Below are 22,738 nucleotides of genomic sequence, written 5' to 3' on the forward strand. Positions count from 1 at the left end.
CGCCTCATCAGTTTGAGGCGGCCTGTTGCGTTTGGGTATATATTAATCCCACCAGAAATAACCTTCCTGTAGCCCTGTTTAGTTTAGTTATGCTAAAATATTTAATGTCTTTGCTAATATGGTTAACCCGGCAGGCTGTCTCTTTGAATATCTTCACACCGGAAACAATTTATATAGTACACGTTAGCGAATAGTGAAGACAGGTGCATTCAACGACAGCAAAGAATGCAATCAACCAAAAACACGAACAGTGAATTAAGACATGATTTTACAGTAAAAAGCCTATGATAAGTAGGGGATAGCTGCCCTTTCAGGCAGCCGATTGCTTATACGTTTCAAAGATAATGTGGCCCCGCAGCCCGCCGGCATCAGCACCCCTGATGCTGAATGGCCCTGCTATACCGCAGATAAACCACTACGTAATGAAAAAAATGTTTATTCGCTATCCGGCGTTGCTTACGCCTGCAGCCAGGCGATGGTGTGCCTGTATGCTATGGCTGCTCTTCTCAGTAAATGCCTTTGCTCAACAAGTAAAAACCATTCAGGGTAATGTAACCGACGAAAAAGGGAATGCTATCCCCGGTGTAACGGTCATGATCAAAGGTACGCGTACAGGTACCGGGGCCGATGATAAAGGCCATTACATCATCCAGGTACCAGCCGGGAAGGATACCCTGTCTTTCACCTTTATCGGCTACAATTCCAGAGATGTAGTGATCGGTAACCGCACCCTTATCAACGTGCAGCTGGAACCTGCATCCTCCACCCTCAGCGATGTGGTTGTGGTAGGCTTTGGTACCCAGAAGAAAACCAGTGTGGTAAGCTCCATCACCAGCATCAACCCCAAAGAACTCAAAGGCCCTACCAGTAACCTTACCAGCATGCTGGCAGGAAGGCTGGCGGGTATTATTTCCTTTCAGCGTTCCGGTGAACCGGGTGCAGATAATGCTCAGTTCTTCATCCGTGGTGTAGGAACGTTTGGTACCGGCAAAGTAGACCCTCTCATCATGATCGATGGTATCGAGAGCGATAACACAGCCCTTGCCCGCCTGCAGTCTGATGACATTGCCGGTTTCTCTATCCTGAAAGATGCCACTGCCTCGTCTATCTACGGTGCACGGGGTGCCAACGGTGTGGTACTGGTAACCACCAAACAGGGACAGGCCGGTAAAACGAAGTTTAATGTAAGGGCAGAAAACTCTACTTCATCCAACACCCAGAACTTCAAAATGGCGGATAATATTACCTATATGCGCCTTGCCAACGAAGCTTCCCTAACCCGTAACCCCCTTGGCGCAGCGCCCTATACCCAGAACAAGATCGACCATACTGCGGCAGGAGACGATCCGCTGCTGTACCCGAATAACGATTGGGTGAGCCAGCTCCTGAAGGATTATACTAACAACCAGCGCTTCAATATGAACGTGAGTGGCGGCGGCGATAAGCTGCAGTACTATCTCGCCATGACCTATAACATCGACAATGGCGTGCTGAAAGCAGCTCCGTTGAACGATTTTAACAGTAACATCAAACTGAAGAACTACTCCGTACTGTCTAACGTTACAATGAACCTCACGAAGTCTACCAAAGCCCTCGTGAGCCTGAAAGGCCAGTTCGATGATTATAACGGGCCTGTAGGCGGCGGTGCCAAAATTGTATCCAGCGTGCTGACCGCTAACCCGGTGGCCTTTCCTGCGCTGTACCCACAGTCCTACCTTCCCTATGCCCAGCATCCATTGTTCGGTAACTCGCTCATGCCCGGTACCACGCGCGACCTGTACGTGAACCCTTATGCAGAAGCAGTACGTGGTTACCAGCAAAGCAATACCAGCACCCTTACTGCCCAGTTGCAGCTTACGGAAGATTTTGGCTGGCTGCTGCCGGGACTGAATGCACGGGCCATGGGGTATACCACACGCTACTCCTATTTCGATGTGGCGCGTATGTACAACCCGTTCTATTACCAGGTGTATACGGAAGACGGTAAAACACCGGCCGGCATCTTTCACCTGAACAACAACATCCCCGGAGTTGGACAGATCGGGAACGAAGCACCTACCGAGTATCTCGATTACCGGCCGGGTACCCGTAAACAAAACAGCGTGTCTTATGCAGAAGCGCAGGCTTCCTATGGCAATACCTTTGGTAAGCATAACGTAACCGGTATGCTGATAGGCCGCCTTTTTGCATTCCTCGATGGTAATGCCGGCAGCCTGCAGCTTTCACTGCCCAAGCGCAACCTTGGCGTGAGTGGCCGCTTTACCTATGGCTATGATAACCGTTACCTCGCAGAGTTCAACTTCGGATATAACGGGTCAGAACGTTTCGCAGCCAGCAAACGCTTTGGCTTCTTCCCCTCCGCCGGCCTTGGCTGGGTGTTAAGCAATGAGAAATTCTTTGAGCCACTGCAGGATGTAGTGACTAACCTGAAATTCAGGGCTACCTACGGACTGGTGGGTAATGACCAGATAGGGCGTGATGAAGACCGCTTCTTCTTCCTGTCGCAGGTGAACCTGAACGATGCTTCCCGTGGCGCCATCTTTGGGGAACGCTTCGGATACGGTCGCCCCGGTGTTTCCACCTCCCGCTATGCCAATAATAACGTAACCTGGGAACTGTCCAGACAGCTGAACTATGGGATGGACCTCACGCTGTTCAATGCATTGACGGTTACATTGGATGGATATCTCAACAAGCGCAGCAACATCCTCATGACCCGGGCAGACATCCCGTCTACCGTAGGTCTCCAGGTAACGCCCTCTGCCAATACCGGCGAAGCAGAAAGTAAGGGGGTAGACCTTGCGCTTGATTACAAGAAGAATTACAGCGAGCATTTCTGGATCACGGCAAGAGGTACTTTCACTTATGCTACCAGTAAACTGCTGGTGAATGAAGAGCCGGAGTTTGATGCCGACAAGCAATACCTCTCCAGGGTGGGCTGGTCGCTCCGGCAGGGTTACGGCCTTATTGCCGAGCGCCTGTTCTATGACCAGAAGGATGTAGACAATTCGCCCCGCCAGTTTGGCGATTATATGGCGGGAGATATCAAGTACCGTGATGTAAGCGGCGACGGGCAGATTACTACTGATGATTTTGTTCCCATTGGTTTGCCCACCACGCCTGAGATATTATTTGGGTTTGGCTTTACGGTAGGCTATAAGAATTTTGATCTGAGCGCATTCTTCCAGGGTTCTGCACGCAGCAGTTTTTATGTAAACCCCACAGCGGTTGCTCCATTCATCAATGGGCCGGTGAATCCGCTGAATACGAATGAAAGACTACGTTCCGGCTACCAGAGCGGCCTGCTGAAAGTAATAGCGGACGATCACTGGTCGGAAGACAATCAGAATGCTTATGCCTTCTGGCCCCGCCTCAGCAATACTTATGTGGATAACAACCTGCAAAGCTCTACCTGGTGGATGCATGATGGCTCGTTCCTGCGCCTAAAGACCGCGGAGCTGGGTTACAACTTCCAGCGTAACATCCTGCGCCGTGTTGGCCTTGCCAGCGGCCGTATTTATCTCAATGGCATGAACCTGTTCCAGTGGAGCAAATTCAAGCTGTGGGACCCTGAGATGGGTGGCAATGGCCTGGGATATCCCGTTCAGCGTGTGATCAATGCCGGTGTACTGATTGGTTTCTGATGATAATAAAACTTACTAATGATGAATCTGACATATAAAAAACTCGTCCGTAACATGGCCCTGCTGGCAGGCATGGCAGTGGCAGGACAGGGATGCAAACAGGGCTTCCTGGATGTAACGCCCGATAATATCGCTACGGTGGAGCTGGCGTTCAATTCCCAGAACGAAGCGGAGAAGTATCTGTTTACCTGCTATTCTTATCTTCCGGAGGATGGTGAAGTACAATCTAACCCCGCCTTTATGGGAGCGGATGAGCTGTGGATGGAATTTCCTACCGTGCGCATCAGCAGTTACGTCTGGAACATTGGCCGTGGTAACCAGAACAAGGCGAACCCCTATGTTGATTTATGGGGTACCACTACTTCACTGTACCGTGCCATTCGGGATTGTAATGTATTCCTCGAGAACATACAAAACTTTTCCCGTGTACCCGATCTCGGTATCGATCTGCGCAACCGCTGGATAGGGGAGGCGCAGTTCCTGAAGGCCTACTATCACTACCTGCTGCTGCGGCAATACGGGCCCATCGTGATCGTGGATAAGAACCTGCCCATTGATGCACCTATCTCAGAAATGCGGGTGGCACGCCGGCCGGTAGATGAAGCGGTGAACTACATCTCCAACCTGCTGGATACTGCCGTGACGCGCCTGCCGGAACGTATTACAAACAATGCCACCGAGATGGGCCGTATCAATAAGCCCATCGCTCTGGCTGTTAAAGCAAAGTTACTGGTAATGGCGGCCAGTCCGCTGTTTAACGGTAACCCTGATTACAGTCATTTTAAGAACAGGGACGGACTGGCCTTGTTCAATCCTGCTTTCGACGCTACGAAATGGAAAAAGGCGGCCGAAGCATGTAAAGCAGCTATTACGGCAGCAGAGGGGATTGGTACAAAGCTTTATAAATGGCCGGTTTCCGCGGAGTTCGATATTACCGATACCACCCGAATACAGATGGGACTGAGAGGTGCCGTATCCGAACCTTTGAACGGTGAGGTAATATGGCCGCTGACGAATTCCACCACGTTCAACCTGCAGGCATTCTCCATGGCACATACCGATCCTGCCCAGTCTACCAACACAGGCTCTATCGCCGTAATGGCGCCTACCCTGAAAATGGTGGGGATGTTCTATTCGAAGAACGGTGTGCCACTGAACGAAGACAAAACACTGAGCTTTACCAACCCCGGTGAACTGCGGACGGCAGTAACTGCGGAGAAGTACAATCTCATTGAAGGATACCGCACTGCCCGTATCAACTTTGACCGGGAACCGCGCTTTTACAGCTCGCTGGGCTTTGATGGCGGTGTATGGTACATGTCTAACAGTCCCAGTAATTCCGATAACAATACCTGGACGGTGCAAACCAAGAAAGGTCAATACGGTAGCGGCCTGCAGATCCCTGTTACGGGCTATTATCCCAAGAAGCTGGTGAACAGGAAGTTCATCTGGCAGGCGAGTAATGCCATTTTCGTGGAGAATTATGCATGGCCTTCCATCCGCCTCGCCGATCTGTACCTGTTGTATGCGGAAGCACTGAACGAGGAACAGGGCCCGGTGGCGGAAGTGCATACTTATATCGATAAGGTACGGGAACGGGCAGGACTGAAATCCGTAACGGAATCCTGGACCAATTTCTCCGCCAATCCTGCCAAGCCATCTACCAAAGAAGGGATGCGCGAGATCATCCGGCAGGAGCGTACCATAGAGCTGGCATTTGAAGGACACCGTTTCTGGGACATCCGCCGGTGGAAGGAAGCAGGTATGCAGCTGAACGGCAATATTCAGGGTTGGGATACCAATCAGTCTGATATCAACCTCTACTATAAAACCGTGACATTCTTCTCGCAGCGGTTCGTTGTGCCGCGCGATTACTTCTGGCCCATTTCGGAAGCCGATATGCGCGTTAATCAGCAGCTGGTACAAAACCCGGGCTGGTAATTCCTCACAACAAAACTCATGAACATGACACTCAGAAAAATTGCAATGATAATGCTGTGCTGTGCGGCTGCCGCCGGGTGTAAGGAAGAGATCCTGCACGAGCCTGTTGAAAAGGGACAGGGCGCACCGGGGGAAGTGACCAACGTACAGGTAGTAAACGCCAATGGTAAAGTGGAAGTAAGCTACACGCTCCCCAAATACCAGGGCCTCGCCTATGTAAAAGCCGTATATGAAGTAGGGCCCGGCATCCGCAGGGAAGTAAAGGCTTCCTATTATACCAACCGAATGGTGCTCGACGGCTTCGGCGATACGCTGGAACATAAAGTGGAACTCTATGCCTACAACAAAGGAGAAGAAGCCTCAAAGCCCGTAACCGTTACGGTTAAGCCACTGGTGGCACCCATTGTGCTTACTTACCGCAACATGCGGGTAGTAGCAACATTCGGCGGTATCAACATCCAGGCTACCAACAATTTCCGTTTCCCGCTGGTGATTATGCCCATGATGGACACTACCGGCAGCGGTGCGTTTTCTCCGCTGGATAATATCTATACGGAAGATTCACTTATCAATAAAAACATCCGCGGGCTGGATACGGTGCCTACTAAATTCGCCTTCACGATCCGCGACCGTTTCCTCAATTACACCGATACCCTGTATGCCACCCTGAAGCCCATTTTTGAACAGATGCTGGACAGGATCAGTTTCACATCCGTGAAGCTCCCAACAGATGCGGTATTTGTATACAGCACCAACCAGGAAATGATGTGGGATGGCCGCGCCGCCAGTGGATGGCCTTCTGCTTTCACGGATGAATCTGCGGGAGGACCGGTTTCTTTTACCATGAACCTCGGTAAACAGACCATCCTGAGCCGTATCAAGTTTTTCCCTTACCAGGAGATAGGTGCGCAGTATTACATCAGGGGTAATGTGCGGTTTTTCGAGATTTACGGATCCAATGCACCGGCATCCGATGGCAGCTGGGGAAGCTGGACCAAACTGATAAACGGAGAAGTGATCAAACCATCCGGACAGCCATATGGTACCGAAACCTCTTCCGACCAGCAGTATGCAGTAGCAGGCTGGGAATTCGATTTCCCTCCGGGGCTGCCGCCGTATAAGTATCTCCGCTTCAAAATGCTGAAAACATGGCAGGGGCATTATGGGTTTTCCATTTCCCAGATCAAGCTGTGGGGCGCATCTCTGTAAACTCAAATCAAACTGTACATGAAAAGTAATTGCCTGAAATATATCCTGATTGGAGCAGCGGCACTGGCCGGCTGTACCAAGTCAGACGACTATAAGAAGTTCCAGACCAAAGGGGAACTGATTTACCCCGGCATCGTGGATTCCGTGAAAGTATTTGCGGGGAAGAACAGGGTGATGGTGAGAGGGCTGATCACTTCCGACCCAAACATTACCCGCTGCCGCATATTCTGGAACAACCGCCAGGATTCGATAGAGATTCCCATATCCCGGACGGGTGGGGTAGATACGGTGAAAGCCATAATCAACGACCTGAAGGAAGGTGCTGTGAGCCTTGAACTGAGAACTTACGACGGGAGCAACAACCGGTCTATCCCCATCTTTGTGGTGGGTAATAACTACGGCACGCAATACGAACAGGGGGTGAATAACCGGAGTGTTATTTCTTCTGCCGTATCTGCAAGTGGATTTACTCTTAACTGGCTGGCTGCGGCGGTAACCAGTCCGTTCACCAATGTGTCGTATCAAACGAATGCCGGAACCACCATCAGTAAGAAAGTACTGTCGGCTGAACTGACCAGTGTATTACCAGATTACAAATACGGCACGGCGGTATTGATCCGCTCTGCCTACCTGCCGGAAGCAACTGCTTTCGATACTTTCTATGCGGCTAAGCCGGATACGGTTAGGAAGTTCAATGCACTGGCAGGTGTGTTTGTCAGCGGCGGACTGCGTACCAATTATACCGGGGCAGCTGCGAACAATGTAGTGGCGGGTACTACGGTATTATCCGGTGATAAGACTGCTGTAGAGCTGAATGCCCGGCAGATAGAAGTAGATTATGCCAACCTGGGCGGCAGTGGTTGGAAGTATGTTTTCAATTATGAAAACAGTGTGCTGACGGTAGGGCCCAATGCAACCTTAGCCGGAGGCATCAAGGCGGGATCGTTTAAGATACTGCAATTGCAATTCGATAATTCAGCCGGAAAGATCACTGTCAAAACAGAGTATACCAATACCGCCGGCGATGCCCGTGTGGTAGAAGAAACCCTCCAGTTAAAATAGTTATGCTATCCCTGAATGTGTAATGATGAATCGGGCTGCCTCTCTTACGGGGCGGCCCATTTTTTATTGCATTCCCGAAGGAACCGTATAGTTACCTGCTTATAAGCCTGAAATACGCTACCTGTTTACTTCTGATGCGGGGTTTATTACTTTCGGGGTTTCATAAATGCATTTACCGGGCACTCCGTTGATTGTGTTTCAAAGGAATGCCCGGTAAAGGTTATATGCGGTTATGTTTTATAAAGGAAATTACCCTTCTTCCTGTAACAGTGCAGAACGCCCTCCGTCGATGAGGTAAGTGGTGCCCGATGCGAATGCGGCATGTTCACTGCTCATAAACACACACCATGCGCCTATTTCTGCAGGGGTACCCAGTTTCTTTACCGGGTGCATGGCAATGGTACGGTTTCTTTCTGCCAGTGGGTCGGGGAAGGAGTTAAACCATTGCTGGTTACCCGGCGTATCGATAAAGCCGGGCGCAAGACCGATGGTCCGGATGGAAGGGCTCCATTCTATGGCAAGACTGCGTACGAGGCCCGTAAGCGCCGTTTTGGCAATATTGTAAGGGAAGCATCCGGGAATGGTAGCGAAGGCGTGGTTGGAGCTGATAATGATGATTACGCCGCTTCCGGAAGCTTCGAGAAAGGGCTTGCATTGTAAGGCCAGGTGCCAGTGGGATGTCAGGTTTAGTTGAAAGTTTCGGTCCCATTCGGCAGGCGTACAGTCAGCCGCGCCTTTGAACACGTTGGCCCCTGCGCAGGAAACGAGGATATCTATCGTCCCATGCCGGGCGCCTATAGTTTGAATATAGGCTGTAGTAGCAGCGGCATCCGTGATATCCGTGACAGTGATCCCCACTGCCGGTGTAATGTCGCAGCCTTCCACAATAGCACCTGCCTGCCTTAGGGCCGCTGTAATACCTGCCCCTATGCCGGATGCGGCACCGGTTACCACAGCCACTTTCCCTGTAAGATCTATCGTAAAAGCCATACGCTACTTGTTTGCTTTGGGTGATAATAAGGCCATCAGTGCCCCGAATGCGATAAACAACACGCCGCATGCGGTATTGTTACCACTGCCTTCTGTATGCGTTACCCCATAGAGGAGCAGTGCCAGGCCAGTCAGCAGAAAGAACAGGCCAATGATAAACCGAAGATCGAGAAATCTGTCCATATGCGTTAAAAGAAGATAATGTTGAATACAAGGGTTACTGCCAATACGATCAGGCCCAGGTACAACGGGTTTTTATACCAGCGGCGCTCAGGGTCTTTTGTGCGCTCCGTTAAACTGTATACCAGTCCGGCCAGTTCCGCATCCGGGCGGGGCTTCGTAACGAGGCTCACGAGTGCCGTTACAATAAAGCAGGCAAGAAAGGCGATCCAGGCGATGGTGAATGCCTGGCTGGTGCCGGAATAGAAGGTGGTGTAATGTGTTATCCACCCGCCTTTGCCTTCTGCAACGGATATCCCATGTACGAATGCGGCGGTAAGTGTGCCAGCCACCAGTCCCCAGAAAGCACCGTGCCCGGTTGTCCTTTTCCAGAACATCCCGAGGAAGAAGGTGGCGAACAGCGGGGCATTTACAAAACTGAACACCAGCTGCAACAGGTCCATGATACTGTTATAGCCCCGTGCCACATAAGCCGTGGCTACCGATACCAATATGCCTGCCACAGTAGTGAGGCGGCCAACCATCAGGTAATGCTTTTCAGTAGCGTTGGGCCGGATGTGGGTCTGGTAGATGTCGAAGGTCCATACGGTGTTGAAAGCCGTCACATTACCTGCCATCCCGCTCATAAACGATGCAATGAGTGCGGTGATGCCCACCCCGAGGATACCGTTGGGATATAGCTGCTGCAGCAGCACCGGCAGCGTCATGTTATAGTCGGTTTCTCCTGCAGCATTCACCGGAAGCTCAAAGCCGGTAAACTGTTGCTGCAGTGCCAGCAGCACAATGCCCGGGAGGATCACGATCACCGGCATAAAGATCTTGGGGATGGCGGCAATCACAGGCGTGCGCCGCGCATCATTGAGGTTTTTACTGATCATGGCGCGCTGCACCACGAGGAAGTCGGTACACCAGTAACCAAATGCCAGCACAAACCCGAGGCCGAACACCATGCTCACGGCATCTACCCCCATCGGGTTATTGGCTGGGGAAGAGAGGCCTTTCCAAACATGGAGCTTTGCATCATCCACATGCTGTACAATGCCCTGCCAGCCTCCTGCTTTGCGTAAGGCAATGTATACCAGCGGGGCTATACCCAGTACGATCAGGAAGAACTGCAGCACTTCGTTATATACGGCGCTGGTGAGGCCGCCCATAAAAATATATAGCAGTACGATGCCTGCGGCGAGCCATATGCTGAGGTCGAAATCCCAGCCCAGCATTACCTGCATGAGCATGGCAAGAGCGTAGAGGGATACGCCGGAGGAGAAGACCGTCATAGCTGCGAATGTCAGCGCATTAAGGCTCCTCGTTTTCTCGTCGAAGCGGAGCCGCAGATATTCAGGTACACTGCGGGCTTTGCTGCCGTAATAGAACGGCATCATGAACACACCGAGGAAGATCATGGCAAGCACGGCGCCCAGCCAGTAGAAATGCACGGTATACATGCCATATTTAGCGCCATTGGCGGCCATGCCCAATACTTCCTGGGCGCCCAGGTTGGCGGAGATGAAAGCGAGACTGGTAATCCACAACGGTATGCTGCGGTTACTCATGAGAAAATCGTTCCCTGTCTTCACCTTTTTCTTCAGCATCAGCCCGATGCCTATTACGAAAAGGAAGTACAGGGCAATAATGGCATAATCAATGGAATTCAGCTGCATAGGTTGTCGGAAGATTTAGAAGGCCGCCCCGGCAGGGAGCGGCCTTACGGTCCATTATTTAAACATAGAAACCCGGCCTCGGCTGCAATATGCCGGGATGCTTTTCCATTTCACTTTCAACCAGATCTACCCCCAGACCCGGACGGTTACTGAGGTGAAGGTGACCGTTCTTTACCATGCCTGCAATGGGATGGTCGATCACGGTATCGCGCCAGGGTACGTCGGTGAACATGAACTCCTGCCGGAAGAAGTTGGGAACGGAAGCACATACATGGGCCGATGCCAGTGTGGAAAGCGGACCGTTGGGATTATGCGGAGCGAGTAGCACGTTATAGGCTTCCATCATGGTAGCCATGCGTTTCATTTCTGAAGGGCCGCCGCAGCGGGTAATATCCGGCATCATAATATCGCAGACGTTCTTTTCCAACAGCGGGCGTATGCCGTGGCGTGTATAGTGGCGCTCGCCCACGCAGATGGATACATTGGAAGGTATCCTTTCGCGCATGGCGCGGAGGTTGTCTGCATTCTCTGGTCCTGCAGGTTCTTCATACCAGGTAATGTCGAGTGCGGAAAGACGTTGCGCCATCTTCACCGCCACGCTGTAATTCAGCATGGCATGTGTTTCGATCATAATGTCGAATTCTTTGCCTACCGCGTCCCGTACGGCTTTACTCACTTCAAATGCCAGATCCTGCTGCGCAGGTGTAAGTGTCAGGTTGGAGGAAAGATCTTCGCCGTAGAGGTAATTGGTATGTGCGAAGGGATCGAATTTAAGACCGGTAAAACCGGCAGCTTTTACTTTCTGTGCCTGCTCCGCATAGTCGGATGCAATGTGCCCGCCACCGGTAAACCAGTAATTGGCGTAAAGCTGTATCTCTTTCCGGAATGCACCGCCCAGCAGTTCGTAACAGGGAACGCCCAGTACTTTGGCCTTCAGGTCGAGCAGGGCCATGTCTATACCGCTGATGGCGCACATGCTGGCGCCGTATGGACCAATCCAGTTAAGGTCGCGGTAGAGCTTGGTCCAGATAAAATCAGTACGCATAGGGTCAAGGCCGATAATCCTTTCACCTACATGTTTGGCGGCATGGTATACGATGGGGCTCCCGGGCCAGTTGGTGGCTTCTCCCACACCGGTATGGCCGGTGTCGGTATATATCTTCAGTAAAGTCCAGTTGTATTTCACGCCTTCTACCAGCCACACTTTTACGTCAGTAATTTTCATAAAGGTTGATTTATTCAATTATAAACTTAATGGTACCGCTCACTTTGCGGGATTTATTGCGGGTGCCCTGGAAGTTGCCCCATGAAAGGCTCCAGTAATCCCACTTATCTGCCACCTGCAGCCATTGGCGGCCCTGTGCGTCTATTTGCATTTTGGCGGATTGGCTGCCATCAGAAATAACCCTAATTTTCCCGGGTTTGTTTTGCTTGGACAGGGTGAAGTGATAAATATGTTCCTTCCGCGCCCTGTATATTTCGCTGGCTTCCGTGGTGCCCGCTTTAACGTCGTTGGATTTAGCAAGATAGTAATCCGTCATATCCTGCGCTATATCATTCAAAGGCCGTTCCCTGTAGGCGGTAACCTTCCCGGTTTTCACAGCAGTACCTTCAGCAGCAGATAAATGCTCTGCCGGATAAGTGCTCCAATAGCCTTTGCGGTTCCAGCTGATCTGATCAAGTGCAGTGGATACAGGAATCTTAATACCGATTTCCCAGGTTTGGCGGGGGATACTGTCTGCTTCGTACTGAACTTCCACAAGGCCCGAGGCATGCAGGGTAACCGTATAGGAAACAGGATATTTACCGATGTTGCCGCTGCAGGTGTATTGTACCGTTTCGCCATTCGAAGTTACTTTGATATTTGCAGCCTCCAGTGGGCCGGAAAAGATGCCTGCCGTGTTCTTAAATGCATTACCATCCACAGGCCTGTTCACCATTACTTCTGGTAACCCGGAAACCAGTTCCTGATTACCTTTCCGGATCTTCATCCCTGCTCCATTTTGCGGTGCAATGATCTGCAGGTTACCGGATTGATAACCGTCGCCGGATGTACCTGCCCATTTAACCTTGGCGGCAGGCAGTACGGGTAATACTACAGGTCCCCAGCTGATACGTTCTTCTTCGATGAGGAACCCGTTTTGGTCGTAGAATTTCAGCAATGCGGAGTTGCCGCGGATACCGGCCGTCTGCAAAGAGATAACACCATTAGCATGGGGAGCAATATCGGGTAGCGGATAGTTTTTCGTTTTACCATCCACGATGAGTTTACAGGTTACACTGGCCAGGTTAGTATGGTCGAACCGGTTTTTAACAGGCAGTTGCAACACATCTCCAGTTTTAGCCTGCGGGAAGGAAGTTTGACCGATGCGGACAGGGGAGTAGGCTTTCATGGTGTTCCAGTACTCCGCTTTAGGCCTGCGCCATACATCTACGATACCCCAGGGGCCATAACCCGTTACTTTTTCCGGCATGTGGAACGTTTCGTCGATCATGCCCCATATGGCGCCGCCGATATTACCCGGTACATCGAAGCGCACCAGCCAGGTAGTGTCCATGCTGCGGCCCCAGTAGTCTTTGGTATTGGGATCATACCGAAGCAGATCGGTGTTGTAACAGGCCACGTGCGCCCATTCATCACTCAGCAGCGGATAATCGGGATGCTCCATGTTTTTGTCGATACCGCCCATGTCACTGCCTTTGCCGTCATAAACAGGGTAGTGCCCCACTGCAATATCGAAGCAGCGTTTGCCTTCTTTCAGGGCTGTCCAGGGCCACGACCAGGAAACAGGGCGCGTAGTATCAATGGTTTTCAGGAAATCATATTCTTTCTGGAAGTTAGTGCCATAGCTGCTTTCATTACCGATAGACCACATAATGATACTGGCATGGTTACGGTCGCGGTCGATCATTTCGCTCAGCTGGCCAAGGTAACGGCTGGTAAAGGCCGTATCGTTCTGACTGGAACCGTATTTGTTGTAAAGGCCGCCGCGGTCCTGTGCCACGAAGCAGATAGCGGTTTCTTCCTGCACATATATGCCATACCGGTCGCAGAACTCGAGGAAGTCTTTAGACGGCGGGTAATGCGAAGTGCGGATGAAGTTGAAGTTGGCGCCTTTGGCGAGTATCACATCGAGGCTGTCCTGCTGCCGGTTGGTGGAGCGGCCAAGGAGAGGGTGCATATCATGCCGGCAGGCTCCGCGAAGCTTTACCGGCTGTCCGTTTACCAGCAGCTGCCTGCGGCCGTCTATTCTCACATCTCTGAATCCTACATGCTCCTTATGCTGTGCAATTGTTTTGCCGGATTGAAGGAGTTTCACCTCCAGCCGGTACAGCTGGGGGCGCTCTGCAGTCCAGGTGATTACTTGAGGCACGGGGATTTTCGCATGCATGGCACCGGTTGTAACAGGGATGTTTACGGCAGATACTTTCTTTCCATCCGGACTATACAACGTACAGGAAACTGTTCCGGCAGCTCCGGTTACCACAGTTTCGATCTGTAATTCTCCGGCAGTGTAATTATGGTTGAGTAAGGTGCGTGTGTATAGCCGGGCAATGTGGGTTTTAGGGCGAACGATGAGGTCCACATTGCGGAGGATGCCGCCGATGGTGTGGTGGGCGTATCCGGAAGCGAAGGAGATTTCATCCAGCCGGTCCGTTACTTCCACTACGATCTCTGCGGTTTTACCGGGTTGTGCATACGGTGTGATGTCGCATTCCCAGGCGGTGAATCCGCCAAAATGGTCGCGCACGAAAGTGCCGTTTACATACACTTTTGCATAACTGTATACGCCGTTAAAACGGATGGCAGTTTGTTTGCCTGCCGCATCAGCCGGTACGGTAAATTGCCTGCGGTAAAAGAAAGCGGTGTCGTGTTGAACGGGAAATCCCTGCATGGCGGCTTCTCCAGGTACTTTTATCTTACGCCATACGCCTGCTGATATCCGTGAAGAGAAATTGATTTCCCATTCTCCGTTCAGGCTGGTAACGGCCTGTTTAACACCTGATACCTGTTGCGGCACAGGGGCAAGGGATACTCTGCCACCAGCCATATAGTCCTGCGCCATGGCGGGCAGCAGCGCCTGTATGCAACAGAGCATGCCCAGTGCCATACTTTTCCTTTTGATCATGGTATGCTTATCGTTAATGTTCCTTTGATTGTTTTGCGATTGATATTGATCCTTCCGTTTGAATGTGGTGTTGTGTAAAATGGTTCTGATCCGTTACTCCAGTAATCCGCGATCAGCCAATGAATATTGCCGTCCTGCAGCCAGCTGCGGGAAGCCTGCTTTCCGTTGGAACTTACCACTACTGACTGACCCTTTCCATCAGAAAGAGATGCCTTGCGGATATCGTGTTTGGCAGACCGGAAATCGTTGCTGCCCAGTTCATTGGCATCGTTCTTCCAGGGGCCCGAGGGTACTTCCCCGAATGCTTCCACCGCTCCCAGCTTGCGAGCTGCCAGTATTGCCGTTCCATGGCTACGGGCAATGTCGGTACTGTCGTTTACTGTGAATGCACCTTCCCGTTCCCACTCGAGTTGCTGGTAGCGTTGCGGTAACTGCATCAGCAGGCCATATTGATAAGGCAGGGAATCGTTGCCGCGGTAGCGCACCTCGTAATCTGTGATGAGCTGTCCGTTGGAAGTAAAGTAGTAAGTCAGTTTACCTTTGCCCGAAGTATAGGTGATATCAGCACTGATGCGCAGTCCCTGTGCACTGGTATCGATCTGCATGTTTTCCGCGAAAAGGGTATAGAGCGGGTAATATTTAAGGGGATAGATATTGTTCTGGTAGGTTTCCCCCGCTACATTAGGTTTGCCGCCATCTTCGTGGTTGGAGGGGGCTACACATACCACAGGGCCTTGCAGCAGCAGGGTATCATTGCCTTTGCGTGCGTCCGTGATTATCCCTTTAAGCCTGGAGATCGTATAGGTAACAGCTCCCTGCTGCACAATGTAGGCCTCATCTTTCTCTACATAAGTAACGGGTGTGGAAGGCCTGGTTAATGCAACAGCGGGGGAGCTGCCCAGCAAAGTTTCTGTACACACAAAACCGCGCGGGTCTTTGAACACTACATGCACCTGGCCATCGGTTACCGGGATGCTTAATGTGCCCCTTTTTCCCGGAGCCACGTTGAAGCGGAGGGGTTTCCCGTTGGCAGTGATGGTAATATCTTTAAACGAAGTGAAGTCGAAGCGGTTTTCGATATCCAGCTCATAAGCATTTGCCTGATTACGGATAGCCATGATCTTTACGGGTTCGTATGCTTTCTTCATACCTGCGTATTCTGGTTTAGGCCTGCGCCATCCGTCTACCGGTCCCCATGGACCGTACCCCACAATATTGCCGCCGGGCAGATGGAATATATCATCTATCCCGCTCCATATGGCGCCGCCCAGGCAGCCCTTGTAGTAGTACATGGAATCGTAGAAAGTAACGAGCGGTGCATTATAAGCCGCCCTTATGCCGGGGTCAGTAGCCAGTTCACGACGGTTGTAGCAGGAAAGGTGAGCGTATTCTCCGAAAAGCACCGGACGCGTAGACTTTGCAGCTGCCGCCGCCCCATTGATACCGGGATAGTGATACACGGCAATATCCGCTTTGCTACCTGCATTGTTGAACCCTCCCCAGCACTGATCATGGAAGGTAGTGGGGCGCGCGGGATCGGTGCGCTTTACGAAGGTATTAACGCTGTCCCATAATGCACTCCAGCGCGATTCGTTCCCGAGCGACCATATAATTACAGAAGGATGGTTTTTGCCTGCTGCAATATTCTCTGCATTCGCCTGCAGCATCAGGGGCAGGAACCGCTGATCGGTATATTTCCATAACCGCCAGATGGGAGAGGCATGATGTTCTATCCAGCTGAGGGCGGCTTCGCTTTCCACGAAAAGTCCCAGTTCATCGGCCGCTTCAAGGAATTCTTCCGACGGCGGGTAATGGGAAGTACGGATATAGTTGCAATTGGCATCTCTGAATAGCAGGGCATCCTGGCGGCAGAGGGCAGGGGAAATGCTGCGCCCTGTAAGCGGATGTACTTCGTGACGGTTTACGCCCCGCAGCTTCACCGGACTGCCATTCACCAGCAGCTCATTCCCTTTCACTTCCACTTCCCGGAAACCAACTTTACATTGTGTTACATGCGTTTCCCTGCCATTTTCGATAAGTGCGGTTTCAAGGACATACAGGTAAGGGTGCTCCGGGTTCCAGTGCTGCGGTTTGCGAATGGTTAAGGAGTGTGTTTCCTCCAATGAAGCCTGTTGGCCAATAGCCTTATCTCCTGCAATGGTTTGGCGAAGCACCGTTTTGCCGGAAGCATCCGTCAATGTAAACCGGTAACCGGTTTTAACGGGAGTAGCAGTAGTATTAGCGGTAATCGTTTTTAAATGAAGAGTAGCATCTTTATAATTTTTATCGAAATCTGTGGTTACCGTAATATCTGCGATATGTGCGTTGGGTACAGCGAACATCGTTACTTTCCGGAGGATGCCGCCAACGGTGTGTACGGCGTATTGGGAAGCGCAGGAGAGGTGATCACTGGTTGTAAGCGCCCTTACTTCTACTGCCAGTTCATTCTTACCGCTTTGCAATGCATCGGTTACATCCACTTCAAAGGGTACAAACCCTCCTTCATGACTGCAAACGGGTTTGCCGTTCATTTTCACCAGCGCATTGGTATTCACGGCATCGAACCGTATCTTAACCCGTTTGCCCTTCCAATAGTCGGGGATGATGACGGAGCGGCTGTATTTCGCCGTTTCACCTTCATTCACCGTAAAGCCCTGCATCACCCATTCTCCCGGAACGTTTATCTGTTGCCTGTCCTGGAACGTCCAGGTGCCGTTGAGGGACACCACTTCCTGCGGACGGGCAGTAAGTGTGGCCCTTTGCGCCATGGAGATGGTGTGCCCGCACATCCATAAAACTGTCAGTATCGTTGTTAGTCCTTTCATTACATTATGCCGTATTTCTCAAACGCATCCTTCGCGCTCATGCCTTCCAATATTTTTTGTTGAACGAGCTTTTCGCCCCGTGCCTTTTCAATAGCAAGGGAAAACACTTCCTGCTCTGCCGCGGCGGGTACGATGCATACGCCGTCTAAATCCCCCAGCACAATATCCCCCGGCATGATCTTAACGCCATTGATCTCAAGAGGAGTCCTGAAATCTATCACCTTACCACGCGGTGCCTGATCCTGGGCGTATCTGCCATAGGAGAAAGTAGGGAAGTGGAGGTCCAGTATCCCCTTTGTATCTCTCGAATAACCATCTACCACTGCTCCGGCTGCTCCCAGCATCTGGGCGCGTGTGCTCATAAGTTCGCCCCATAAGGCGTATGATGGCGATGCACCGGTACAAATGTACACTTCGTTCTTTTTCAGGTCGTCGAGCGCTTCCAGCATCAGTCCGAATGGTTTGGTAAGAAGGGCATTGTGCCCGCCGGTAGGGAACTCGCAGAATACATCTGCCTCCAGTACCGGCATGGCGCGGCCTATTACAAACATCGCTGCATCCAAAGGCTGTATACGCGGGGAGAGGAACTGGTGAACCAATCCCATTTTGTCCATTATATCGCCTACTACGGCGGTGTAAAGCTCTTTTTTTACTATTCCGAACAATTCGTCATCATTTTTCCAATACGGACCAATGTGTACCTGTTCTTGTGCTGTTACCATATTTGTAGATTAAATACTGATCTGTTAAAACCCGGTTTGTTCCGGCCCAATACTGCAATTTATAACCCTCTGCCCCCTCAGATATTAACGATTTTGACAGAATTGTTAACGATATTAGCAGGTTTGGCGTGATGTTGTGTAAAATAGATCAAAATCCCTTACATTTATAGTATGAAAGCCAGACTAATGGATACGGGGCTACATGCGGAACGGCAGTTCCGGGTGAAGTATGTCGACAAGCAGTTTCTCGATTCGCACTTTCATTTTCATGATGCCTGCGAGATTGTGCTCATAGAAGAAGGCTATGGCAAACGTATCGTAGGGGATCATGTAGAGGAGTTTGAAGAGGGGGATCTTGTGCTGATGGGCCCCAACTTACCCCACATCTGGCGGAATGATAACGAGTTTTTCCTGGAACATAACAAGCTGCGTGTAAAAGCCACCGTAATATACTTCGCACCTGCCATGGTGCTTAGTCTGATTACCGGAACTGATGCCGGGGAGCAGGTAGCCCAGTTATTTACCCGTGCCGCCCGCGGCCTGCGCTTTGGCCATAGAACCAATGCCCTCCTTGCAGGGAAGTTCAGGGATATTGTAAATGCCGAGGGATTGAAGAAAGTATCCCTGTTCCTCGAAACGGTAGACCTCCTTTCTCATGCGAATGACTTTACCTACCTGGCCAGCGAAACATACAAGAATGCCATGACCAGCCGCGATGCCGGCCGTTTCAATGATGTTTACCAGCACCTGATAACCAACTTCCACCGCGATATTCCCCTCGATGAAATTGCCGCTGTTGCCCGAATGTCACCCACGGCCTTTTGCCGTTACTTCAGAACCCGTACCCAGAAATCATTCGTGCAGTTCCTGCAGGAGATCCGTATTGCCCATGCCTGCAAACTACTGCGGCATGAAAACCTTTCTATCATGGAAGTATGCCTGGAAAGCGGATATAACAACCTCGTCAATTTCAACAAGTGCTTTAAAAACATCACAACCCAAAGCCCGTCCGAATACCGGAAGGCACTGCAGAAAGCCATGGTTCCAGGCATGGTCCCGGCTTAAAACCTGCCTATTTTTATTGATTTTCTTCTAATAATGTTTCTCCAAAGGAAATATTTATTTATTTGCACGAAAATAAAACCCTGCCAGCGGGACCGGCTCTGCTTTCTATAGCTACAGATATAGAAAAAAGATGAGATGATATTTAACAAATATGTGTTGGCAGGTGTTAACTCTGTGTATTTAAATTCAAAACCCTGATATGAAAAGGCTATCAACAATCATTGTACTGCTATTTGCAACTTTAGTGTCCTTTGCCCAGTCTGCCAAGAATGACGTGATTTTAAAACTCAACGGTGATGAGCTTACCGGGAAAGTGGTGAAGATCAACGATACGGACCTGGATTTTACCTACGCAGGGGAAACGCTGATCTACAACATCAAGAAGTCCGAAATATTGAAGATTACTTACGGCAGCGGCAGGATTGAGGTCTTTAATAAACCAGCACAGCAGTCTGCAGGAGCAGCCCCTGCCCAGGGCGGCCCGGGACTGGAAGATCATCATAACAAGGTAGCCATCCTCCCGTTTGGCTTTATCCGCGACGGACAGCCGGCTGATGAATCTATCAGTGAAGAAGTGCAGAACGAATGCTTTTCCTTCATGAACAGGCATGCCGGTGTATTCACCATCCTCACCCCCCGCACTACCAACGCCCAGCTCATTAAAGCAGGCATCAACCGCTCAAACATCAAAGGGTATACGATGGATGATATCTGCAACATCCTTGGTGTTGAATATGTGGTAGACGGACTGGTGACCCTGAACAAAACCACACAAACCAGCTATCAGACCAATTCCGGTAAAACCACCAGTAAAGACGGGAAAGACGATGAGAAAGATCGGAAATACAATAGCTCTTCTTACGGCACTACCACCCAGAACTACCAGACCAATCTGAATCTGGCCATCTACAACGATAAAGGCACCAGCGTTTACAGCCAGGACAGAACTGCTTTCTGGAATACGCAGGACGCTTATAAAAATACCCTCGAATACCTGCTGAAGCGCTCCCCGCTTTATACGAAGTAGGCAGATAACTACCTTATAATTAAAAGCCCGCTGCATGCAGCGGGCTTTTATATTTATACCGGTTACTTCATAAACTTACTTATCACCGGCTGCAGGGCCAGCGCCCATTTACGGTAGCCGCCCGTTACTAGATGTATGCCGTCGGATGAATAGTCTGTAAGGCTTAAACTGCCATCGGCCTGTTCAAATGTGGTGGTCATGGGGAGGTAAGTATAGCGCTTTTGCTTCGCAGCCTGCTTTGCCAGCAGGGCATGGATCTGTTCATACTTTTTCCTTCTGTCCGATTGCTTGTCCAGTCCGGTTGGTAAGGGCCCTGTAAGGATAAGGTGTGTACGGGGCATATGGGTTTGTACCCAGCGGACAATGGTGTGTATACCTGCTGCAATTTCCTCAGGACTGTCGCCGTCAATGAAGTTATTAACGCCAATAGTTACCACCAGCACTTTGGGAGCCGCTTTGGCATAGTTACCCTGTTGGAGGCGGAACAGTACGTTTTGCGTACGGTCGCCCGAGATACCGGCGCTTTCCCATGTATGCGGATGGAATACACTGTCGAACACAGCGAAGCCGGCTTTATAGGTAACATATGTTCTGTGCCCGCCCATACCCTGTGTGATGGAATTGCCGAGGAACAGGATGGCTGGTTTATTGGCAATGATCAGGCTGTCGATATTGGCATGCTGCTGCCACCATCCCTTGCCTTCTGTCCATCCGGCGCCGGAGCGGTACTCCGATGCAGGGGCGGGTATCACAGCAAAATTCACTTTCTGACCGGTAGCGGTGAGGATGAATTGGGTGATAGGAGTAGGGTCCGGCAAACTGTGTGGGTGGTGTTTGATACCAGGTTTATGTATGACGGTAATATTCCCCCCTGCAGCTTTCACCTTAGCTTCGAAGGGAGCCGTGTTTTCACTTACAGGCACCACCTCATCGGCATCGCCCACCACATGCAGCATGGGAAAGCCCAGCCGGGCTATGCGGGCAGCATTATCCAAAGGGGAACCTGCAAAGGCGGCAGCCTGTTCTTCCGTGAGCTGGTAATCTTTTTTAAAGATCTCCCAGTTCTCTTTACTGCCGGGCCCGCTGCCTTTATTACCAGGCCAGCTTTTCAGGTCGAGCACAGGAGCGTCGGCATAGATGCAGGCTACTTTACCCGGATTGGCCAGCGCCCAGTTGTAAATGTATACTCCGCCGCGGCTCATGCCTTCGAGGGCGGCTTTAGGCGAAAGCCCGCATTGCTGCATCAGGCTGTAGAACTGGTTCCAGATGCGAATGGCCTCACTGTTACCAAACAGTTCTGCCACATCACAATACACGATATGGAAGCCTCTTTCCAGTAAAGAGATATCTGCCTGCGGCTCGTGGCCCCAGAAGCGTGCCCGCCAAACCCAGGGCCTCCCTGCTGCTACGATCTTTGGTTTTACCACCTTACAGTTGCGGCCGGCATATTTGAAATCAACACAGTCGAACCCATGGAAGGAGCTTTGGGTTTTTGTTTCTTTTATTTTGGAGAAGATATCGAAGGATGTATCGGTTTTGACAACTACCGCTTCGTACAGGCGCTTTGCAATGATGGTGGCCCCGAGGGATGAGGGATGTATTTTGTCCGGGAACAGATCGGGCTTGTCTGCGAAAAGAGGGTGGAGGTTGATCAGCTCCAGCTTTTCTTCATACGCTACCTGCCGGATTTTCGGAATAATATTTTCCAGTATGGATTTGTTCAGGATAGCGGTATTGGAAGTGGTATCCGTATAGAAAGATGCCACCGGTAATACCAGTACGATCCTTGGTTTGGAAGGCAGCTGCCGGAACGATGCTATGAGTGATTTATAATCCTGTTCGAAGTTGGGGTAAAAGGAGCGGTATTTGGCTTTACTATCGTTCGTGCCGAGTTTAATAAACACGATGTCGGGCTGAAAAGCTAAAGCAGCGGCGTATTCAGGTGTTTCCCGGTAGGAGTTGTCGGTTCCTTTCAGTAACGTAGCCCCGTTGCGGCCATAGTTCATGACGGTATAGCCGGAGCCCAGTGTGTTTTGCAGCTGAACGGGGTAGCTGTTATGTTCCCTGTCGGCCATCCCGGCGCCATAGGTAATGCTGTTGCCGATGCAGGCGATTCTGATTTTCTTTTGGCTGTATCCCTGCAGCATGGCAAGAGACAATGACAGGATGAGGAGTAATTGTTTCATGTACATGGATTGAATGGGCCGCAGAGCATTGATGCCCCCGGCGGTAGTAAACTGCGTTGCTTATCATACAAACTTATCCAAGGTAATGTGATGCCT

At 50.9% G+C, this 22,738-nt stretch carries 14 protein-coding genes; 6 read left to right on the top strand and 8 right to left on the bottom strand.

Going from position 1 to position 22,738, the window contains the following annotated elements; translation table 11 throughout:
- The first annotated feature begins 422 nt into the window (after window positions 1-422).
- Genes DEV76_RS18500 through DEV76_RS18515 form a run of 4 tightly spaced genes read left to right on the top strand, consistent with a single transcriptional unit; the run spans window position 423 to window position 7,856 of the window.
- A complete protein-coding gene (locus DEV76_RS18500; protein ID WP_109699652.1) occupies window positions 423-3,644 on the top strand; it encodes a SusC/RagA family TonB-linked outer membrane protein in 3,222 nt (1,073 codons plus the stop codon).
- An 18-nt stretch (window positions 3,645-3,662) separates the two neighbouring features.
- Window positions 3,663-5,585, top strand: a complete 1,923-nt coding sequence (locus DEV76_RS18505) for a RagB/SusD family nutrient uptake outer membrane protein (RefSeq protein WP_232826989.1) — start codon at window positions 3,663-3,665, stop codon at window positions 5,583-5,585.
- A 24-nt stretch (window positions 5,586-5,609) separates the two neighbouring features.
- Window positions 5,610-6,794 (top strand): DUF5000 domain-containing lipoprotein, encoded by a 1,185-nt coding sequence (locus tag DEV76_RS18510; RefSeq protein ID WP_198652125.1) that lies wholly within the window; start codon window positions 5,610-5,612, stop codon window positions 6,792-6,794.
- 18 nt (window positions 6,795-6,812) lie between these two features.
- A complete protein-coding gene (locus tag DEV76_RS18515; protein WP_109699419.1) occupies window positions 6,813-7,856 on the top strand; it encodes a DUF4998 domain-containing protein in 1,044 nt (347 codons plus the stop codon).
- Window positions 7,857-8,105: 249 nt separating this feature from the next.
- Here DEV76_RS18515 and DEV76_RS18520 read toward each other — a convergent pair whose 3' ends face one another.
- Genes DEV76_RS18520 through DEV76_RS18550 form a run of 7 tightly spaced genes read right to left on the bottom strand, consistent with a single transcriptional unit; the run spans window position 8,106 to window position 18,364 of the window.
- Complete coding sequence (locus DEV76_RS18520) at window positions 8,106-8,846, bottom strand: SDR family oxidoreductase (RefSeq protein ID WP_109699420.1); 741 nt, start codon at window positions 8,844-8,846, stop codon at window positions 8,106-8,108.
- A 3-nt stretch (window positions 8,847-8,849) separates the two neighbouring features.
- Window positions 8,850-9,029, bottom strand: a complete 180-nt coding sequence (locus tag DEV76_RS18525; protein WP_109699421.1) for a hypothetical protein — start codon at window positions 9,027-9,029, stop codon at window positions 8,850-8,852.
- 5 nt (window positions 9,030-9,034) lie between these two features.
- Window positions 9,035-10,687, bottom strand: coding sequence for a sodium:solute symporter family protein (locus DEV76_RS18530; RefSeq protein WP_109699422.1), 1,653 nt, complete (start codon window positions 10,685-10,687; stop codon window positions 9,035-9,037).
- 58 nt (window positions 10,688-10,745) lie between these two features.
- Window positions 10,746-11,912: a mandelate racemase/muconate lactonizing enzyme family protein gene (locus DEV76_RS18535; RefSeq protein WP_109699423.1), complete on the bottom strand. Its 1,167-nt coding sequence runs from the start codon at window positions 11,910-11,912 to the stop codon at window positions 10,746-10,748.
- Between the two features lie 10 nt (window positions 11,913-11,922).
- Complete coding sequence (locus tag DEV76_RS18540; protein ID WP_109699424.1) at window positions 11,923-14,817, bottom strand: glycoside hydrolase family 2 protein; 2,895 nt, start codon at window positions 14,815-14,817, stop codon at window positions 11,923-11,925.
- Entirely contained in the window at window positions 14,814-17,642 is a 2,829-nt protein-coding gene (locus DEV76_RS18545) for a glycoside hydrolase family 2 TIM barrel-domain containing protein (RefSeq protein WP_109699425.1), read from the bottom strand. Before DEV76_RS18545 ends, DEV76_RS18540 begins: the two co-directional genes overlap by 4 nt.
- Complete coding sequence (locus DEV76_RS18550) at window positions 17,642-18,364, bottom strand: RraA family protein (RefSeq protein WP_109699426.1); 723 nt, start codon at window positions 18,362-18,364, stop codon at window positions 17,642-17,644. The genes DEV76_RS18545 and DEV76_RS18550 overlap by 1 nt, the downstream gene beginning before the upstream one ends.
- A 171-nt stretch (window positions 18,365-18,535) precedes the next feature.
- Here DEV76_RS18550 and DEV76_RS18555 point away from each other — a divergent pair, with 171 nt between their 5' ends.
- Window positions 18,536-19,429 carry an AraC family transcriptional regulator gene (locus tag DEV76_RS18555; protein ID WP_109699427.1) on the top strand — a complete coding sequence of 298 codons (894 nt, stop codon included), beginning with the start codon at window positions 18,536-18,538 and terminating at the stop codon, window positions 19,427-19,429.
- A gap of 199 nt (window positions 19,430-19,628) precedes the next feature.
- On the top strand, window positions 19,629-20,456 hold the full coding sequence (locus tag DEV76_RS18560) for a hypothetical protein (RefSeq protein ID WP_157962984.1): 828 nt from the start codon (window positions 19,629-19,631) through the stop codon (window positions 20,454-20,456).
- A 62-nt stretch (window positions 20,457-20,518) separates the two neighbouring features.
- Here the strand turns inward: DEV76_RS18560 and DEV76_RS18565 are convergent, their stop codons facing one another.
- Window positions 20,519-22,642 carry a GDSL-type esterase/lipase family protein gene (locus DEV76_RS18565; protein ID WP_198652126.1) on the bottom strand — a complete coding sequence of 708 codons (2,124 nt, stop codon included), beginning with the start codon at window positions 22,640-22,642 and terminating at the stop codon, window positions 20,519-20,521.
- Window positions 22,643-22,738: the final 96 nt, after the last annotated feature.

The organism is Chitinophaga deserti, assembly GCF_003149455.1.
Taxonomy (GTDB): domain Bacteria; phylum Bacteroidota; class Bacteroidia; order Chitinophagales; family Chitinophagaceae; genus Chitinophaga; species Chitinophaga deserti.